Origin of the sequence: uncultured Pseudoflavonifractor sp., from assembly GCF_944387275.1 — a bacterium.
In the GTDB taxonomy this organism is placed as follows: domain Bacteria; phylum Bacillota; class Clostridia; order Oscillospirales; family Oscillospiraceae; genus Pseudoflavonifractor; species Pseudoflavonifractor intestinihominis.
The window spans coordinates 35,264-54,407 of the sequence record NZ_CALXEG010000009.1; the positions used below are offsets into that span (position 1 = coordinate 35,264).

Below are 19,144 nucleotides of genomic sequence, written 5' to 3' on the forward strand. Positions count from 1 at the left end.
ACGGGCACTGAAGGCAGCCGCCAGGCCGGCAGGAGCCCTATCCGCAAAAGGAGGCGTTTGCTTTGAACCTGATCCACCTGCATCCCTGCGCAGACGCGGATGTACAGCAGCGAAACGACCGCCTGCTGCAAATCCATACCGCCTGCCTGCGGGCGCTCCAACAGTCCGGCCCCAGGGTACCCCGGCGTCCGCCCGGGAACGCAAGAGGCCGCTGAGCCGGCCAGGTCGCTGTCATGAAAGGAGGTGTCCGCCCTGGACGCGATCTATGCCCGGCAGTCCGTGAACAAGGCGGACAGCCTCTCCATCCAGGGGCAGATCGATCTGTGCCGCCAGAAATCCGGCGGAGAATTCCGCGTCTATCAGGACAAGGGCTACTCCGGCAAGAACACCAACCGCCCGGCCTTTCAGCAGATGATGGCGGATGTGGAGCGGGACCTGGTCCAGAAGATCATCGTCTACCGGCTGGACCGCTTCTCCCGCTCCATCGCCGACTTCGGCCGGCTGTGGGAGATTCTGAGGCGCCATAATGTGGAGTTTGTCTCCATCAACGAGACCTTTGATACCTCCACGCCCATGGGCCGGGCCATGCTCAACATCATCATGGTCTTTGCCCAGCTGGAGCGGGAGACCACGGCGGAGCGGGTGCGGGACAACTACTACCAGCGGGCCAAACTGGGTTCCTGGCCGGGTGGTCCGGCGCCCTACGGCTTTACCATCGGCAGACTTCCGGGGCTAGACGGAAAACCGGCCCCCGGCCTTCTGCCCGACGAGCACGCCTCCACCGTGGAGCGTATCTTTCAGTCCTACGCCCGGGAGGACGCCTCTCTGGGCAGCGTGGCCCGGTCCCTGAACGGCGACGGCGTCCCCGCTCCAAAACGGGCCACCTGGGACAATGTGGCGCTCTCCCGTATTTTACATAGTCCATTATACGTCATGGCCGATGAGGATGTCTATCTATACTACCAGGGCAAAGGCCTGATTTTTGCCAACCGGCTGGAGGAGTTCGACGGGCTTCACGGCGGCATGATCGTGGGCAAGCGGGACCGGAGCGCAGGCAAATACCAGGATCTGAAGGAGCAGCACTTCTCCCTGTCCACCCACTACGGGCTGGTCTCCTCCGGCCTGTGGCTCCGGTGCCAGTACAAGCTGGAGGCCAACCGGCAGCTGGGCAATTCCGGTCGGGGAAAGCACACCTGGCTCTCCGGTCTTTTGAAGTGCGGGACCTGCGGGTACAGCGTCAAGGTCAACCGGGACAAGGACAGATATTATCTGGTGTGCAGCGGCCGCTCCAATCTGGGACTGTGCCACTCGTCCATACAGGTGGACCTGCGGACCCTGGAGGCCGCCGTGGAGGCGGAGCTGGAGCGGCTTCTGGCAGAGTGCCCGGACGTGAAGGAGCATCTGGCAGACGGCCGGGAAAACACCGCGGCTCTGGCCGAGATCGACCGAAAAATCGACCGGCTCATCTCCGCCCTGGCCGAGAGCAGCGACCTGACCATGGCCTATATCAACCGCACCGTCAAAAAGCTGGAGTGCCAGCGGCAGGAACTGCTGGAGCAGCAGGCCGGGCACCACGCAAGTCCAAGCCCCAAGTTGGCGCATCTGAAATTCGGTCCCCTGGAATTCGAACAGAAAAAGCTGGTGGCGGCCCAGTTTATTCGGGAAATCAAATTATCCGACGATACGACGGAAGTGATCTGGAACATATGAGGCCTGGACGGCAGCCATCCCCTCCTGTATTCCAGGTCTGTTTTTTATCCGTCCCCGGCGTCCGCCACGGCCGTACTGCACCGTTTCATTGGCGGCGCAGGCGATAATATCCGTTTTCCGTACACATTTTAGCCGGATTTAATCAAGTATTGCCAAGTTATTGCATCTATGAGATAATATTCTCAACCTATTTACTCTGCGTCAGGGAGGTTGAGGGGCCATGATCCGCATCGCCGTTGTGGAGGATCTGGAGGACGAAGCGCGGCAGCTCACGAAGTGCATCGAACAGTACGGCAGGGAGAAAAACGAGGTCTTTGCCGTGGAACGCTTTTCCGATGGACTGGCCTTTATGGAAGGCTATGAGCCGCGCTACGACATTATTTTTATGGACATCAATATGCCGCTCATGAGCGGGCTGAGCGCGGCAAAGCGTCTGCGCGTCGTGGACCCCAGCGTATGCCTGATTTTTGTCACCCAGATGGCCCAGTACGCCTTAAACGGCTATGAGGTGGGCGCCAGCGACTATATTTTGAAGCCCGTCACTTACGGTTCCTTTGCACTGCGCTTTGACAGGGCGGTGGCCTCGGCCAAGGGCAGGCAGCACCACGCCGTTCTCTTGAAAACCCAGAGCGGCCTCTCCCGGATCGACACAAACAGCATCTGCTATGTCGAGGTGAACAAGCATCTGGTGGTGTACCACACGGTGAACGGGGACCTGGAGTCCTGGGAATCATTAAAAAGCGTGGAGGAAAAGCTGGGGCCCCTGGCTGGAAGCCGCTTTGTCCGCTGCAACAACTGTTTTCTGGTCAATCTGCATTATGTAAATAAAATCGACGGCGATACCCTCTGGGTGGGCGACAGCCAGCTGAAGATCAGCCGGGCGCGGCGGAAGGGCTTCCTCAACGCGCTGACGGTCTTCTTTGAGACGGGAGGCTGAGCGAATATGGACGGAGATTCCGCTGTGAACCTTCTGATCCGGGGACTCGACAGCATACAGTCCTATCAGTTCCGCCTGTTCTGGGCGGAGCTGCTGTTTTTCGTCCACCTGCCCCGCCGGCGGCTCTTCGGACTGCGGGCGCTGGTGTGGCTCCCCTTTCTCCTTCTCCCGCTGTGCTTTGACAACGGCTTTGACAGCGCCTTCTTTATCGTCCACAACTATACCTGGAGCTTTCTGGTCTGGTTTGTCTACTCGGTCTTTGCCATGGCCTTTTGCCACAGGCTGGACGCGGAGCAGCTGGTCTACATCAGCGTTGTGGCATACAGCATGCAAAACCTGTTTGCCAGCATGAAATACTTCCTCCTCTACCGCTTCTTCTCTGTCTCCTCCCTGCTCTTCCAGAGTCTGACGCTGGTGCTGATGCTGGCGCTGTACGCCCTGTTCTACCTGACCTTTGTCCGGTCGTGGGTGCACAAATTCAGGCTGGAGCTGCGCATCAACAAGATGTATCTGCTGGTATCCGCCATCGCCATCCTGCTGATCCTGAACGTGCTCAACTCCTACATGCAGAACACCAGCCTGGACCTCTTTACTCTGTCAAACAACTGCCTGCTCTTCAGCATCTGCACCGCCCTCATCGTCCTGCTGCTGGCGGGCGTCTACGACAGGTCCTATGCTCAGTACGAAAAGGACACCATGCGGCAGCTGCTGCTGGAGCAGGAGAAGCAGCGGAGCCTGTCGGAGCGCACCATCGCCATGATCAACATGAAGTGCCACGACATGAAGCACCAGCTCCTGGCCCTGGGCCGGAAGGAGAGCGGCGCTTCCGACGGGACCTACATGCGCGAGACCCTGGACTCCATCCAGATCTACGACAGCTTCTTCAAGACGGGAAACAAGTACCTGGATCTGATCCTGACCGAGAAGAGCCTGCTATGCCAGAGTGAAAAAATCAGCCTGACCTGCACGGTGGACGGCACGGCGCTGGACTTTATGAGCCCGACGGATATCTACTCCTTTTTCGGCAACGCCCTGGACAACGCCATCGAGTGCCAGCAGCGCTGCCCGGAAGACCGGCGGAGCATCTCGGTCAGCGTCTGCCGGCAGAACGGCGGCTTTGTCAGCATCGTCATCAAAAACTACAGCGAGCAACAGCCGGAGTTCCGGAACGGGCTTCCCAGGACGTCCAAGGGCGACAAGAGCCTCCACGGCTTCGGCACCAAGAGCATGCACTACATCATCCACGATCTGTACGGGGGTAACCTGCTGATGCGCCAGGAGGGAGACGCCTTTATCGTCTCGGCGCTGCTCTCTGTGGACGCCAAGCGGAGGGAACCCTAACAGAATCTTCCCATGAAAGCGTGACTGCACAAATGCAGTCACGCTTTTATTTTGCCCGGAGGCGGGCTGGATGTCTTTTGTGCAAAACGTCAAATCCCGTTCTTCCCGCCGGGCTTCAAAATACCGGACGTGCGCGAAAACATACCGTTTATGCAATGCCCGCGCAGAGAGGACATGAATCCCGACCAGTCATGGGTAAAACCGCTGAAAACGCCTGGGTGTGTGCTACAATAAGGGCGCTTAAAAAAGCAATATTTTAAGGAGGAGAGATTGAAATTGGCAACGAAAACGAAGAAACTGTTCATTTTGCTTGCTCCGCTGGTCGTATATGCCGTCATCGCGGCCGTCATGGTCGGCATGCACTTTGCGGACAGCCGTCCCGCCACGGCCGACGCCGGGCCGGAGAGCAGCGCGCCCCAGGGCGACTATGAGTTCGTCTTCAGCGGCACGGTGGAGACGGCCACAGGCCGCACCTTCACCCTGGACATGACCGGAAACAAGGACGAGGATCAGACGCTGAACCTGACGGTAAAGGAGATGCCGGCCCTGAATCTGACCGGCAGATGGACTTTCACCGAGGGCAAGGGCTACAAGGTCTTTCTGGACGACGCCAACGGCACCTTTGCGTACAGCCGCTACAATCCCGACACCAAATCCTACTCCTTGACCTTTGACTACGATATGGGCAACTTCGGCCAGCCCCGGGTGGTGCTCACCTATCTGGACGAGGACTTTGCCGCCCAGTACGACGGCGTGGGTCTGGGCCGGAAGCCGCCTATCTTCTCCCTCACCGGCTACACCACCTACCAGCACTACGGCTACGGCACCCTGCTCTGCGCCGAGGACGGCACCGTCTCGGCCAGCCTGACCAACACCGGCGCAGGCTGGTACTTCAACCGCTCCGGCACCTGGACCTACGACGAGGCAGCCGACGAGTATGTCATCGTATTCACCGACTCCACCATCTCCCTGACCGACGGCAACATCGACATCCACGAGGACCCCGCTGGCGACTACGTCCTCTGGACCAAGTTCCCCGTGGGCGCCGAATCCCCCGAGTACAGTACTCATCTCCTGGTCAGCGAGCTCCAGGATACCTACCAGCTGTTCACAGCCCCCTACGAGTACCACGCCCGGTACGACGAGGCCACGGGCAGCTATCAGATTGCAATCGAAGCGCAGTACAACTGGGGACTGGGTACCGGCGATATCGTCACCTTCTCCGGCAGCGCCTCCCTTGCGGATATGGAGGGTTAACCGATGAAGATCAAGAGAAAAGAGCTCTACGGGCTCCTGTACGTGGTCGTGGCCTTCTTCCTGGCGGTCCTGATCGCGCTGAACTACTTCGCCTTCTCCTACAGCACCCTGGTGAGCAATTTCTTCCACCAGTCCACCTTCCGCATTGAGGCGGATGAAAACGCAGGCAGCGAGAATACCAACTACTTCAATCTGGACTACACCTCCACCGAGCAGCTGGAGGCCGATGAGCGGGCCTACGCCGAGGAGGTCCAGTCCGAAGGCGTGATCCTCCTGCAGAACAACGGCCTGCCCATCGCCCCCACCAGGACCACCTTCCTGGGCCTTTACAGCCGGGACGACATGCTCTCCGCCGGCGTATCCGTCTCCGACAACGCTCCCTCCATGGAGCAGCAGTTCACCGACGCCGGCTTTGAGGTGAACCCCACCATGATCTCCTACTACCAGAGCCTCACCGAGGAGGCCGACCCCTCCGCCTTTTCCGCTGAGGCCAGGGACTCCATCGCCTCCTACAACGACCTGGCCGTGGTGGTGCTCTTCAGCGGCGGCGCCGAGGCCATGGACATTACGGTGGACGACCTGCGCTTTACCGACACCGAGGAGGCCCTCATCCGGTACGCCTCTGAAAACTTCAGCAATGTAGTGGTTCTGCTCAACACCTCCAACACGGTGGAGTGCGACTATCTGGAGCAGTTCGACAATCTCTCCGTGCTCTACATCAACTTCAGCGGCGACGCCGGCATCGGCGTCATCCCCCGTATCCTCACCGGCGAGATCAACCCCTCCGGCAAGACCACGGACACCTTTGCCTACGACGTGGAATCCCCCATCTCCATGCTCAACTACGAGAACAGCGCCGAGGACCAGGGCCTCATGAGCAACGGGGAGCGAGTCGGCAACTACGTCAACTACATCGAGGGCATCTATGTGGGCTACCGCTACTTTGAGACCCGGTATGAGGACGTGGTCCTGGGCACCGGCAACGCCGGCGACTTCGATTACGCCGCCACCGTGCAGTACCCCTTCGGCTACGGCCTCAGCTACACCACCTTCGCCTATTCCGACTTCTCCCTCCAGGAGAACCCCACCAGCTTCACCCTGTCCGTGACGGTGACCAACACCGGCGACACCTATACGGGCAAGGAGGCTGTCGGCTTCTACATGCAGTCCCCCTACACCGAGTACGACAAGCGCAACGGCGTGGAGAAATCCTCCGTACAGCTGGTAGGCTTTGCCAAGACCGGCCTGCTGGCCCCCGGCGAGAGCGAGACCCTGACTGTTGAGGTAGACAAGTCCGAGATGCGGGCCTATGACGCCAACAACCTGAAGACCTACATTGTGGACGACGGCCTGTACTACTTTGCCGCAGGTGCCAACGCCCACGACGCCGTCAACAACATCCTGGCTGCCAAGGGCGCCGCCGGCATCGCCATGGACGCCTACAAAATGACCGCCCCCGGCGACGCCTCCCTGGTGGGCACCTACACCCAGGAGAGCTTTGACGCCGAGACCTACTCCTACGGTGCCAACGGCGAAAAGATCACCAATAAGTTTGACGACGTCAACCTGAACTACTACTACCCCGGCACTGTCACCTATGTCACCAGAAACGACTGGATGGGCACCATCCCCGCCCAGAAGGCGGGCGACATCGACGCCACCGAGGAGCTGCTGGGCAATTTCAACCCCACCTTTGAGTCCGGCGAGGAACCCGCTCCCGCCACGGGCCAGAGCAACGGCCTGACCATCATGTCCCTGATGGGGCTGGACTACGACAACGAGTACTGGGACATGCTCCTGGACCAGTTCACGGCGGAGGAGCTCATGTCCATCGTGGCCTACGGCGGCTTCAAGACCAACATGGTGGGCAGCATCAACAAGCCCGCCTCCGTGGACAAGGACGGCCCCGCCGGTCTGGACTCCTCCCAGCTGGGCGGAGAGAGCTGCTATACCTTCCCCTCCGAGAGTATGCTGGCCTGCACCTGGAACAGGGAGCTGGTGGCCCAGCTGGGCTACTTTGTCTCTCAGGACTGCCTCCTGACCGGCACCACCGGCTGGTACGCCCCCGCCTGCAATATCCACCGGGTGGCCATCTGCGGCCGCACCAGAGAGTACTTCTCCGAGGACGCCTTCCTCTCCGGTACCATGGCCTACGCCGTGGCCTCCACTGCCCAGGCCCACGGCGTAGTGACCTACACCAAGCACTTCGCCCTCAACGAGCAGGAGAACAACCGCTCCTCCGTGTGCACCTTCTCCAACGAGCAGGCCATCAGGGAGATCTACCTCAAGCCCTTTGAGATGGCCGTGGCCGAGGGCGGCGGCATGGGCATCATGACCTCCATGAACCGGGTGGGCACCACCTACTCCAGCTCCCACTACAATCTGTGCACCGGCATCCTGCGGGACGAGTGGGGCTTCCACGGCGTGGTCATCACCGACTTTGTCAGCGGCCCCAGCGACAAGGTGGTCCCCCGGGAACTGGTTCTGGCCGGCACCGACCTGTTCCTCTGCACCGTCAGTGACCAGTCCATGTTCATCGAGGGATACCAGAATGACCCCGATGTGCTCAACGCCCTCCGGGAGTCTGCCCACCGCATCTGCTACACCTACGTCAACTCCAACCTGATGAACGGCCTCTCCTCCTCCTCCCGGGTCATCTCCATCACGCCCGCCTGGGTCTACGGCTTGTACGCGGTGGACGCGGTCCTCATCTACGTGCTCTATCTGCTGGCAATGACGCCTGTCCTGAACAAGCTGGGCGAGAAAAAGGAGGATAAACATGAAGCTCAATAAGTTGGATCTCATCAACGTGGCCTCCATCGCCGCGGCGCTGCTGGGCCTGGTTCTGGCCCTGGTGGGCTGCCTGGTCCTCTCCGTACAGGAGGGCATCGGCGTCAACCTCTCCCTGTCCCCGGTGGTCTATATCGGCGTGGCCCTGATTGTTCTGGGGCTGATCTGCTCCATTGTGGGCAACGTGCTCTATGTCAGGCGCGGCGGCATGAACCGGGCCCTGGCCAGCCTGGCCCTCTATGTAGCGGTGATCGCCTTCCTCGCCGTGCTGGTCCTGGTGGTATACACCATCTTTATCCCCGTGCTCAACCCCTCCAACGGCTGATATTTGCTTATCGCCAACGCCGCCAGTAATGGGTCTGCGGCGGCGGAGGACGGCACAGCCACCCCGAACTTCCGCGCCACCCCCGCGTCCGGCGGCGAATTGCCGGAATAGCGGGCTGCATCTCAAAAACCATACCGAAAACGTGAGGCGGAACAGCGCATGCGCTGTTCCGCCTCACATTTTTATCTGCCTAAATCCAGTCTCTATCGGGACTCGATGCTCTCCAGACATGCATGGCGTAAAACTGTCCACATCTCCCGCGCCAGATGTGGAAACATTCACTCCCTCCCGCTGTGCTGTCCTTCCCTGGCGGTCGCTTTAACAGACGCACATTTGTCTTTCTATAGCGCACCCACCTCTTGTTCCTCTGCCCTTCCGGCGCTTCGCTCCATTATATTTTCTATTCAAAATGGGACGTCTGTCCACTTATGCAAGTCTTACCGTCCTTCTTTCTTCTCTTTTCCGAAGTTTTCCTGCTGCAAGCAAATTCTCTCAGCGTCTCTCTTTTTTCTGAATATCCCGTCTGAAATCCGTCTCTGACTCAAAGACGGATTCTCATTATATGCATTTGTACCTTGAATAAAATTCATTTTAAACACTTTGTTGCAAAAGTATTTTGAAATGAAACACTTTGCAAGTCACTATTTATTCTTAAGATTCACGCTGAAACAATTTTACTTTTTCCCAATATCATAAAGCACAGTTTACCTTTTTCACTTTTTATTTTATTGCAGCAAATTGACAAAGAAAAAATTTTTTTCGACTCTTTCACATTTTCTTCTTGCATTATTATGCGAGACGCTATATAATTCATATCAAATTTGGGAAAGAGATTCAATTCAATATATTTTTTGATACTTCTTCCCATTCCCCAGGAAGGCAGGAGAATCGTATGCTGAATTACATTATCAGGCGCGTGCTCATCGGTATATTGACCATGCTGTTTCTGATTACCGCCACCTTCTTCTTGATGCGCATTATCCCGGGTTCTCCTTTCATCAACGACGACGAATCCGTGGCCGCGCAGAAGCAGTACGAGCAGCTGGAGCGCAAACACGGCCTGGACAAGCCGCTGCTGGAGCAGTACGGCATCTACATGAAGGGCCTGATCCACGGAGATCTGGGCGAGTCCCTGATCCGCAAGGGCAAGACCGTTGTGGACATCATCGGCACCACCGCCCCGGTCACCATGCGGCTGGGCCTGACCGCCTTTGTCTTTTCCATGGTGGTGGGCATCGGCCTGGGCATTGCCGCAGCCCTGTCCAAGCGCAGGTGGATCAACAACTTCGTCATGCTGCTGTCCACCATCGGCGTCAGCGTCCCCAACTTCCTGCTGGCCGTGTTCCTGATGCTGGTGTTCTGCGTGGGGCTGGGCCTGTTCCCAACCATCGGCCTGAAGACGCCGCTGCACTACGTGCTGCCCACCATTGCCGTCTCCCTCCACCCCATCGCCATGATCTCCCGCCTGACCCGCACCAGCATGATGGAGGTCATGCGGCAGGACTACATGATCCTGGCCCGGTCCAAGGGCACACCCAAGTGGCAGGTCATCATCAAGCACGGCCTGCGCAACGCCCTGCTGCCGGTGGTGACCTACGCCGGCCCCCTGATCGCCAGCCTGCTGACCGGCAGCTTCGTGGTGGAGACCCTGTTCTCCATCCCCGGCATCGGCTCTGAATTTGTCAGCAGCGTTACCAACCGGGACTACACCCTGATTATGGGCCTGACCATCTTCATGGGCTTCCTGGTGATCGTTATGAACCTTCTCTCCGACCTGGTGGCCGCCGCGGTGGACCCCCGGATCAAACTGGACAAGTAAGCAGGTGACTGACATGAAGGAAATCATCAAGCAAGCCTCCGCCCCCCATCCGCTGCCGCCCGACGCCTTTGAGCCGCTGCCGGCCTCGGAAAAGAACGCCGAGTTCATCGCAATGGAGTCCAAGACCTTCCTGCAGGACGCCTGGCGCAACTTCCGGCGCAACAAGCTGGCCCTCATCAGCCTGTGCTTCATCATTCTCATGTGCCTGATGGCCATCTTTGTCCCCATCCTCTCCCCCTACACCTATGACGGCATGGACAGCAGCGCCCTCAACCAGCTGCCCACCCTCCAGCACTGGTTCGGCACCGACAAGTTCGGCCGGGATATCTTCGTGCGGGTCATGTTCGGCGCCCGGATCTCCCTGGCCGTAGGCTTTGCAGCCGCCGGCATCAACATGGTGATCGGCATCGTCTACGGCGGCATCGCCGGGTACATCGGCGGCAAGGCCGACCTGATCATGATGCGGGTGGTGGACATGCTCTACTCCATCCCCAACCTGCTGTACATCATCCTGATCATGCTCATCTTCGGCAGCAACATGTTCTCCGTACTGCTGGGCATCTGTATCTCCTCCTGGGTGGGCATGGCCCGTCTGGTCCGCACCCAGGTCATGTCCCTCAAGGAGCAGGAGTTCTCCCTGGCCGCCTTTGTCATGGGGGCCAGCAAGTCCAGAATCCTCTTCAAGCACCTGATTATCAACTCCATCGGCCCCATCATCGTGTCCCTGACCCTGATGGTCCCGTCGGCCATCTTCCAGGAGTCCTTCCTGGGCTTCGTGGGCATCGGCATCTCCGCCCCCATGTCCAGCTGGGGCACCCTGGCCAACGACGCCCGGCTGGTCATCAACAGCTATCCCCTTCAGATCGTATGGCCGGTGCTGTCCATCTGCCTGACCATGCTGGCCCTGAACTTCCTGGGCGACGGCCTGGGCGAGGCCCTGGACCCCAAGAAACGGTAGGTGATTGTCATGTCTGTTCTCAGCGTAGAGCACCTTTCAACCGAATTTTCCACCGAGCAGGGGACGGTACGCGCCGTCCGGGATGTGTCCTTTACCGTGGAAAAGGGCGAGATCCTGGGCATTGTGGGCGAGTCCGGCTCGGGTAAAAGCGTCACCATGTTCTCCATCATGGGCCTGCTGGCGGGCAACGGCACCGTCACCTCCGGCAAGGTCATGCTGGACGGCACCGACCTGTCCGTGTCCAGCTTCTCCTCCCCCAAGGAGTACGAGAAAAAGATGCAGGCCACCCGGGGCAATGACATGGCCATGATCTTCCAGGACCCCATGACCTTCCTCAACCCGGTGCTGAGGATTGAGACCCAGCTGGTGGAGCCCATCATGAATCACACCAAGCTCTCCCGGAAGGAGGCGGTGGCCCGGGCCATTGAGCTCATGCGCAAGGTGGGCATCCCCTCCCCAGAGAAGCGGATCAAGCAGTATCCCCACCAGTTCTCCGGCGGCATGCGCCAGCGCATCATCATCGCCATCGCCCTGGCCTGCAACCCCAAGCTCATCATCGCCGACGAGCCCACCACCGCCCTGGACGTGACCATCCAGGCCCAGGTGCTGGACCTGATCGCCGACCTGAAGGAGGAGTTCCACTCCTCTGTCATCCTCATCACCCACGACCTGGGCGTGGTGGCCCAGGTGTGCGACCGGGTCCTGATCATGTACGGCGGAAAGATCGTGGAGCAGGGGACCGCGGACGAGATCTTCTACTCCCCCAACCACCCCTACACCAAGGGCCTGCTCAACTGCGTCACCAACCCGGAGGCGGACGACAGCGTCCTCACCCCCATCCCCGGCTCTCCCCCCGACCTGCTCAAGCCCCCCGCCGGCTGCCCCTTCCTGGACCGGTGCGAGTACGCCATGAAGGTCTGCCGGGACTATATGCCGGATGCCACCGTATTCACTCCCACCCACTCCAGCTGCTGCTGGCTCAATCAGAAAGAGGGGGCGAGCCAATGACCGAGCCTATTTTAAAGGTAGACCAGTGCTGCACCTGGTTCGACGTGACCAAGGGCCTGCTGGCCAAAAAGCAGATCGTCAAGGCGGTCAACGGCGTGTCCTTTGAGATCTACCCCGGGGAGTCCTTCGGTCTGGTGGGCGAGTCCGGCTGCGGAAAGAGCACCCTGGGCCGCACCATCGTCAAGATCTACTCCCCCGCCTCGGGACACATCTACTACAAGGGCACCGACATCACCACCCTGAAGGGCGCCCAGCTGCGGGACTACCGCAAGCACGTTCAGATGATCTTCCAGGACCCCTACGCCTCCCTGGACCCCCGCATGACCGTGGGCGAGATCATCCGGGAGCCCATGGACATCCACCATCTGTACACCCCCCATGAGCGCGAGGAGCGGGTGGTGGAGCTGCTCCGTACCGTGGGCCTCAAGCCGGACCACATCCGCCGCTACCCCCACGAGTTCTCCGGCGGCCAGCGCCAGCGCATCGGCATCGCCCGCACCCTGGCCCTCAACCCCGAGTTCATCGTCTGCGACGAGCCCATCTCCGCCCTGGACGTGTCCATCCAGGCCCAGGTCATCAACCTGCTGGAGGAGATCCAGGAGCGGAGCGGCCTGTCCTACCTCTTCATCGCCCACGACCTGTCCATGGTCAAGCACATCTCCGACCGCATCGGCGTGATGTATCTGGGCCACATCGTGGAGACCGGCCCCAGCGACGAGCTCTACCGCAATCCCCTGCACCCCTATACCCAGGCCCTTCTGTCCGCCATCCCCATCCCCGACCCCCGCACCGCCCGGGCCCGGAAGCGTATCGTGCTGGAGGGTGAGATCCCCACCCCCATCAACCCCAAGCCCTGCTGTCCCTTCGCCACCCGCTGCCCCAGGGCCAGCCAGCGCTGCTTCCAGTCCCCGCCCCCCACTGTTCAGGTAGGCGGAAGACAGGTGAGCTGCTTCCTGTACGAGGAGAGCGGCTCCTCCGCTTCCTAAAAAACGCAAACGCAAAAGGAGAGAGAATTATGAAGAAGTTCACACGACTGCTGGCCTGCGCCCTCAGTCTGGCCCTGCTGGCCGGCTGCGCGCCGTCCACCCCCAGCGAGACCCAGACCGGTGAAACCGGCGAGAGCACCCACACCTTTACCTACGGTCTCTCCAGCGAGCCCGACTATCTGGACCCCGCCATCTGCATGAACTCCAACACCAGCGCCGTGCTGGCCCAGCTGTACTTCCCCCTGTTCCGCTACGACGAGAACGGCAACGTCCAGAACATGGCCTGCGAGAGCTACACCGTCAGCGACGACGGCCTGACCTACACCTTCAAGCTGGTGGAGGGCAACACCTGGAGCGACGGCCAGCCCGTCACCGCCGCCGACTACGAGTACGGCATGAAGCGCAGCATCGGCTACGGCCCCGACTCCACCTACGCCTACCTGCTGTACAGCACTGTGGCGGGCGGCGCCGAGGCCAACGCCAACATGCTGGACGTGGCCGACATGACCGACGTGGGCATCCACGCCCTGGACGACACCACCCTGGAGATCACCCTGGCCGCCCCCTGCCCCTACTTCACCGGCCTGCTGAGCAACGTGGTGGCCTACCCCCTCCGCAGCGACTTTGCCGTGGAGCATGAGAGCACCTGGGCCAACGACCCCGCCGTGCCCACCAACGGCGCCTTCAAGCTGGACGCCGTCCGGGACAAGGAAGAGGTGGTCATGACCAAGAACGAGTACTACGTCTACGCCGACCAGGTCCAGACCGACACCCTCATCGCCAAGATCATCACCGACCCCCAGGCTCAGCTCTCCGCCTTCCAGACCGGCGAGCTGGATCTGGCCCTATACGTCCCCGTTGACGTGTCCGTCAACTACGCCGACGACCCCGCCCTCATCCACCTGGACCCCGTGGTGTCCAACACCTTCCTGTGGGTGAACTGCACCGGCGAGACCAACCCCGCCCTGGCCAATGCGGACGTCCGCCGCGCCCTGTCCATGGCCATTGACCGTGAGCAGCTGCTCACCCTGATCGGCTCCAACGACACCAAGTACCCCCTCTACGGCTACGTGCCCAAGGGCATGGCCGACGCCGACGGCGGCGACTTCCGTGAGAACGCCGACAACCAGGAGCGGTATGCCGACTACGACCTGGAGCAGGCCAAGGCCCTGATGGAGGCCGCCGGCTACAACGAGAACAACCGTATGCCCCTGACCATCAGCTACATCGGCACCAGCGGCAACACCGACATCTGCGTGGCCCTTCAGGCCATGTGGAAGGAGATCTACGTGGACGTGGAGCTGAGCGCCGCCGAGCAGAAGGCCTACGCCCAGGCCCGCAAGGCCGGTCAGTACGAGGTGGCCACCGGCTCCACCAGCGCCGACTACCTGGACCCCTACTACTATCTGGAGCGCTGGGTGTCCTACAACCAGTCCTACAAGCAGGTCAACGATCCCACCTACGACTCCATGATCGAGGAGGCCAACGCCCAGACCGATCCCGCCAAGCGTATGGAGATGCTCCACGCGGCTGAGAAGTACCTGGTGGAGGACAACGCCTACACCATCCCCCTGTACGGCTCGGGCGCGCTGGCGCTGATGAACCCGGACGTCTCCGGCCTCAAGCACGACCCCACCAACTCCGTCTACTTTGACGGGCTGACTTACTGATCAGTCTTGCGCCAAACGGCGCGCCAACTCCGGCGCGCCGTTTGGTTCCCCATTACGGGCTGAGGAAAGGAACCGATATGAATTGCTCATCTGAAACCCTCTCACTGATGGAGACGCTCACCCAGGCCATCGGAGTCTCCGGTCAGGAACGGCAGGTGTGCCGCCTGCTGGCAGACTACTACAAAGACGTGGCCGACCAGGTCGTCCGCGACTACAACGGCTCACTCTTTGCCGTCAAGCGCTCCAAAGCGCCCGATCCCTTCCGGGTGATGGTGGCCGCCCACAGCGACGAGGTGGGCCTGGTGGTCCGCCAGATCCGCCCCAACGGCCTGATCCGGGCCCACATCATCGGCGGGCTGTGGGATGACGTGCTCCCCGGCGCCCGGGTGCGCATGCGCACCGACCAGGGCCGGGAATTCCGGGGCTGCGTCTCCGCCCTGTCCACCAAGGTCCTCCGGGAGCGGATCGGCAACAGCCGGGTCCCCCTGGATCAGCTCTATCTGGACTTCGGCTTTCTCAGTGAGGAGGACGCCAGGAGCCAGGGCGTGCTGGAGGGCTGTCAGATCGTAGTGGACGGCCCCTTTGAGGTGCTCAACGGCGGCCGGCGGCTGCTCTCCAAAGCCTGGGACGACCGCTTCGGCTGTATTCTGGGCGTGGAGCTGCTGCGCAGCCTGCGGGACGTGGAATTGCCCTTTGACCTGTATGTGGGCGCCGACGTGCAGGAGGAGGTGGGCCTCCGGGGCGCCCGCACCGCCTCCAACCTGGTCAACCCCGACCTGGCCATCATCCTGGACTGCACCGCCGCCAACGACGTGGAGCGCTTCGAGCCCCCCTACGGCGGCATCGGCCAGGGCGTCATGGTCCGCTTCGCCGACGGCACCTATCTGCCCAACCGCACCATGTTTCTCGACTACCTGGACCTGCTCCGCAGCCGGAATATCCCCTATCAGTTCCACCAGTCCAAGGGCGGCACCGACGCCGGGTGTATCAACACCTCCGGCCTGGCCGTGCCCGCCCTCACTGCCTGCATCTGCGCCCGCAACGTCCACACCGGCAGCCTGATGATCGACGCCGGAGACTATCTCCACTGTCTGGAGGCGGTCACCGCCTTTGTCTCCCAGCTGGACCGGGAGAAGCTGGAGCGCTACCGCAACAACAACGCATAAGAAAGGAAGTCTTTGCTATGAGTCTGGCTACCAACCGGGACAAAATCGTCCGCCAGTCCGTCATGGGCCGGGTCCATCACCCCGTCCTCACCCCTCAGAAGGTCTACCGGGTGGGCAGCGACGGCGGCGCCCGCTTCACCCCCGCCCACGGCGCCATCACCTACGACATTGAGATCGGCGACAGCTGCATGGGCCTGGTGGGCGACCACATCGAGCCCGGCGTCAGCTCCAAGAACGCCGACGACATCGAGAACCGGGCCTACACCCACCTGTCCTGCATCGGCAACGTGGCGGAGGTGGTCACCGGCAAGGCCGCCGGCGACAAGGGCTTTGTCACCGGCACCCACGGCGGCATCGACCACGTGATGATCTGGTTCTCCCAGGAGACCCTGAACAAGATGGTCTGCGACGACAAGATCCTGGTCAAGGCCTACGGCCAGGGCCTGGCCCTGCTGGACTACCCCCAGGTCAAGCTGATGAGCGTGGACCCCGGCCTCTTTGACAAGCTGAACATCCAGGAGGAGGACGGCCATCTGGTGGTGCCCGTGTCCGCCGTGATCCCCGCCTACCTCATGGGCTCCGGCCTGGGCGCCATGGAGGTCTTCGGCAGCGACTACGACATCATGACCCGCGACCCCGCCTCCCGGGCCGAGTTCCACCTGGAGGACCTCCGCTTCGGCGACCTGGTGTTCATCCAGGACCACCAGTGCTTCCACGGCCCGGACTACCTGCGGGGCTCCGGCACGGTGGGCGTGATCATCCACGGCGATTCCCATCTGGCCGGCCACGGCCCCGGCGTCACCCCCATCATGACCTGCCGTGAGCCGGTGCTGGTGCCTAAGCTGGACCGGAACGCCAACATCGCCTTCTATCTGGGCACCAAACAGCCCGGGTAACCCATGGATACTGTCAAACTGGGAACCGGCAGCATCCGCAGCATCTTCTTCTCCCTGGCAGGCCCGTCCATCCTGGCCCAGATCGTGACCGTCATCTACAACATGGTGGACCGGATCTACATCGGCCAGCTCCCGGACAGCCGGAGCATGATGGCCGCCATCGGCATCACCGCCCCCATCTCCCTGATCGTCACCGCCTTCACCGCCCTGCTGGGCAACGGCGGCGCCCCTCTGTGCGCCATCTGCCTGGGCCGCGGCGAGACAGAAAAGGGCGAGCACATCATGTCCAACAGCTTCAGCGCCCTGATGGCCGTGGGCGCAGTGATCATGGCGGTGTGCCTGGCCTTCGGCCGGCCCCTGCTCTACGCCTTCGGCGCCCGGGATACCACCCTGGAGTACGCCCTCTCCTACCTGCGGATCTACATCTGCGGCACCTTCTTCGTCCAGATCTCCGTGGGCATGAACGCCTATATCAACACCCAGGGCTTTGCCAAAATGGGCATGCTCACCGTGGCCACCGGCGCGCTGCTCAACGTGGTGCTGGACCCCATTATGATCTACGGCCTGCATATGGACGTGGCGGGCGCCGCCCTGGCCACCGTCATCTCCCAGGGCGTGTCCGCCGTGATGGTCATGCGCTTTCTCCTGGTGGGCGGCAGCACCCTGCGGCTGCGCTGGTCCCTGATGAGGCCCGACTGGTCCATTCTGTGGCAGATCATGCTGCTGGGCGTGTCCCCCTTTATCATGAAGCTGACCGAAAGCCTGCTGTCCATCGCCTTCAACAACCAGCTCTACCGGTTCGGCGGGGACCTGGCTGTCAGCGTGATGACCATTATGAACAGCGTCTGGCAGATGGCCCAGCTGATGACCCACGGCTTTACCGACGGCGCCCAGCCCATCCTGGGCTACAACTACGGCGCCGGCAAGCTGGACCGGGTGCGCTCCGCCTTCCGTCTGGAGCTGCTCACCTGCTGGGGCTGGACGCTGCTGTGCGCCGTGGCCGTGCTGGCCTTCCCCTCCCTGTTCCTGCGGATGTTCACCGCCGACCCGGAGACCCTGGCCGCCGGCCCCACCATGCTGCGGGTCTACTTCTTCGGCATGATCTGCTACGGGGCCTTCAACGCCTGCCAGCAGGCCTACATCGCCCTGGGCAACGCCAAAAGCTCCCTGTTCTTCGCCGTGTTCCGCAAGGTCATCCTCCTGATCCCCCTGATCTATCTCTTCCCCGTGCTCTTTCAGGGCGATCAGGTGCTGGCGGTACTGGCCGCCGAGCCGGTGGCCGATATCGTCTCCACCGCCATCGGCGGCGCCTGCTTCTTCTCTTTCTACCGCAAAAAGCTCAGCGCGCCCCTGTCCAGCCCTGCGTAACCGCCATACAACACACAAAAACACCCCTGAACACTTGCGTGTTCAGGGGTGTTTTGCATCCACGGCTTTATTCACGTCTCGCTCTTCTGGCCGCTGCGCGCCTTCTCCTCCGCCAGGGCCAGGCTGTTGCCCAGAAAGACGATCAAAATCTCAATAAACACAAAGTTGATGGCCTGCTGGTCCAGAAAATACTCTGTGGTCACGGTCCGGGTGGAGGGGAGCACCACCTGGTAGGTGGCGTAGGGCGCCATCTGGCTGTCCCGGTGCATGGTGATCAGCACGGTGGTCACACCCTGCTGAAAGGAGGACTGAATGGCCTCCCGGATCACCGGCGTCTCGCCGCTGACCGAGAAGTAGATGTGCACGTCCCCCTTTCTGCCCGCGGCCGACAGGTCCCGCACCAGCACGTCCTCGGTGACCGCCTCGGCGTCAAAGTTCAGGGTGTGGAAGTGGTGGCGCAGCTGCTGGGCGCTGTATCCATTCCGGTTCATGCCAAAAATCTTCACCCGCCGGGCCCGGATGATCTGCTCGGTGATCTCGCCCAGCTGGCTGTCATTGATGCACTCGGAGATCTTCCGTATGGTGGTCTCGTAGTAGGAGGCCACCAGCTGGACCCGGTTGGGGCTCTCGCTGTGGGTCACCAGGCCCGCATGGACAAACAGGGAGAAATCGTACCGGAACTCTGTGAACCCGGAATACCCCAGTTTCTGCGTAAACCGCAGCACCGCCGAACGGGACGCCTCACACAGCTGGGCCAGCTCGGCAATATTCACCCGGACCGTCTCCGACTGGTGGGTCAGGACATACTCGGATATTTTCCGCTCCGTGTTGGTCAGCCTGGAAGAATGGTACTCCAACCGCTCCAAAAAGTTCACTGTTTCGCTCCCCCATCCCCATTGACCGGACGGTCTCC

15 protein-coding genes are annotated in these 19,144 nt (G+C 61.1%); 14 read left to right on the forward strand and 1 reads right to left on the reverse strand.

The window, feature by feature from the left end:
* Positions 1–243 precede the first annotated feature (243 nt).
* The 14 genes from Q0K23_RS03795 to Q0K23_RS03860 all read left to right on the forward strand — a co-directional run bounded on the left by Q0K23_RS03795 (position 244) and on the right by Q0K23_RS03860 (position 18,231).
* Positions 244–1,710 (forward strand): recombinase family protein, encoded by a 1,467-nt coding sequence (locus tag Q0K23_RS03795; RefSeq protein WP_294518040.1) that lies wholly within the window; start codon positions 244–246, stop codon positions 1,708–1,710.
* 220 nt (positions 1,711–1,930) lie between these two features.
* Positions 1,931–2,647 (forward strand): LytTR family DNA-binding domain-containing protein, encoded by a 717-nt coding sequence (locus Q0K23_RS03800; RefSeq protein WP_294518042.1) that lies wholly within the window; start codon positions 1,931–1,933, stop codon positions 2,645–2,647.
* 24 nt (positions 2,648–2,671) lie between these two features.
* The gene (locus Q0K23_RS03805; RefSeq protein ID WP_294518044.1) at positions 2,672–3,988 is read left to right on the forward strand and encodes an ATP-binding protein; all 1,317 of its coding nucleotides are present in this window, start codon (positions 2,672–2,674) and stop codon (positions 3,986–3,988) included.
* A 276-nt stretch (positions 3,989–4,264) separates the two neighbouring features.
* Positions 4,265–5,245 (forward strand): hypothetical protein, encoded by a 981-nt coding sequence (locus tag Q0K23_RS03810; RefSeq protein WP_294518046.1) that lies wholly within the window; start codon positions 4,265–4,267, stop codon positions 5,243–5,245.
* Between the two features lie 3 nt (positions 5,246–5,248).
* A complete protein-coding gene (locus tag Q0K23_RS03815) occupies positions 5,249–8,038 on the forward strand; it encodes a glycoside hydrolase family 3 protein (RefSeq protein ID WP_294518049.1) in 2,790 nt (929 codons plus the stop codon).
* Entirely contained in the window at positions 8,025–8,360 is a 336-nt protein-coding gene (locus Q0K23_RS03820; protein ID WP_294518051.1) for a hypothetical protein, read from the forward strand. Before Q0K23_RS03815 ends, Q0K23_RS03820 begins: the two co-directional genes overlap by 14 nt.
* An 892-nt stretch (positions 8,361–9,252) precedes the next feature.
* Positions 9,253–10,179 carry an ABC transporter permease gene (locus Q0K23_RS03825; protein WP_294518053.1) on the forward strand — a complete coding sequence of 309 codons (927 nt, stop codon included), beginning with the start codon at positions 9,253–9,255 and terminating at the stop codon, positions 10,177–10,179.
* 13 nt (positions 10,180–10,192) lie between these two features.
* On the forward strand, positions 10,193–11,137 hold the full coding sequence (locus Q0K23_RS03830; protein ID WP_294518055.1) for an ABC transporter permease: 945 nt from the start codon (positions 10,193–10,195) through the stop codon (positions 11,135–11,137).
* 9 nt (positions 11,138–11,146) lie between these two features.
* On the forward strand, positions 11,147–12,145 hold the full coding sequence (locus Q0K23_RS03835; RefSeq protein WP_294518057.1) for an ABC transporter ATP-binding protein: 999 nt from the start codon (positions 11,147–11,149) through the stop codon (positions 12,143–12,145).
* Positions 12,142–13,131, forward strand: coding sequence for an ABC transporter ATP-binding protein (locus tag Q0K23_RS03840; RefSeq protein ID WP_294518059.1), 990 nt, complete (start codon positions 12,142–12,144; stop codon positions 13,129–13,131). The genes Q0K23_RS03835 and Q0K23_RS03840 overlap by 4 nt, the downstream gene beginning before the upstream one ends.
* Positions 13,132–13,160: 29 nt before the next feature.
* On the forward strand, positions 13,161–14,801 hold the full coding sequence (locus Q0K23_RS03845; protein WP_294518061.1) for a peptide ABC transporter substrate-binding protein: 1,641 nt from the start codon (positions 13,161–13,163) through the stop codon (positions 14,799–14,801).
* Between the two features lie 77 nt (positions 14,802–14,878).
* The gene (locus tag Q0K23_RS03850) at positions 14,879–15,967 is read left to right on the forward strand and encodes a M42 family metallopeptidase (RefSeq protein WP_294518064.1); all 1,089 of its coding nucleotides are present in this window, start codon (positions 14,879–14,881) and stop codon (positions 15,965–15,967) included.
* Positions 15,968–15,984: 17 nt separating this feature from the next.
* Complete coding sequence (locus Q0K23_RS03855; RefSeq protein WP_294518066.1) at positions 15,985–16,863, forward strand: DUF4438 domain-containing protein; 879 nt, start codon at positions 15,985–15,987, stop codon at positions 16,861–16,863.
* Between the two features lie 3 nt (positions 16,864–16,866).
* Positions 16,867–18,231, forward strand: coding sequence for an MATE family efflux transporter (locus Q0K23_RS03860; RefSeq protein WP_294518068.1), 1,365 nt, complete (start codon positions 16,867–16,869; stop codon positions 18,229–18,231).
* Positions 18,232–18,302: 71 nt separating this feature from the next.
* On the opposite strand, the gene Q0K23_RS03865 is transcribed toward Q0K23_RS03860, so the two are convergent.
* Entirely contained in the window at positions 18,303–19,106 is an 804-nt protein-coding gene (locus Q0K23_RS03865; protein WP_294518070.1) for a MurR/RpiR family transcriptional regulator, read from the reverse strand.
* Positions 19,107–19,144 lie beyond the last annotated feature (38 nt).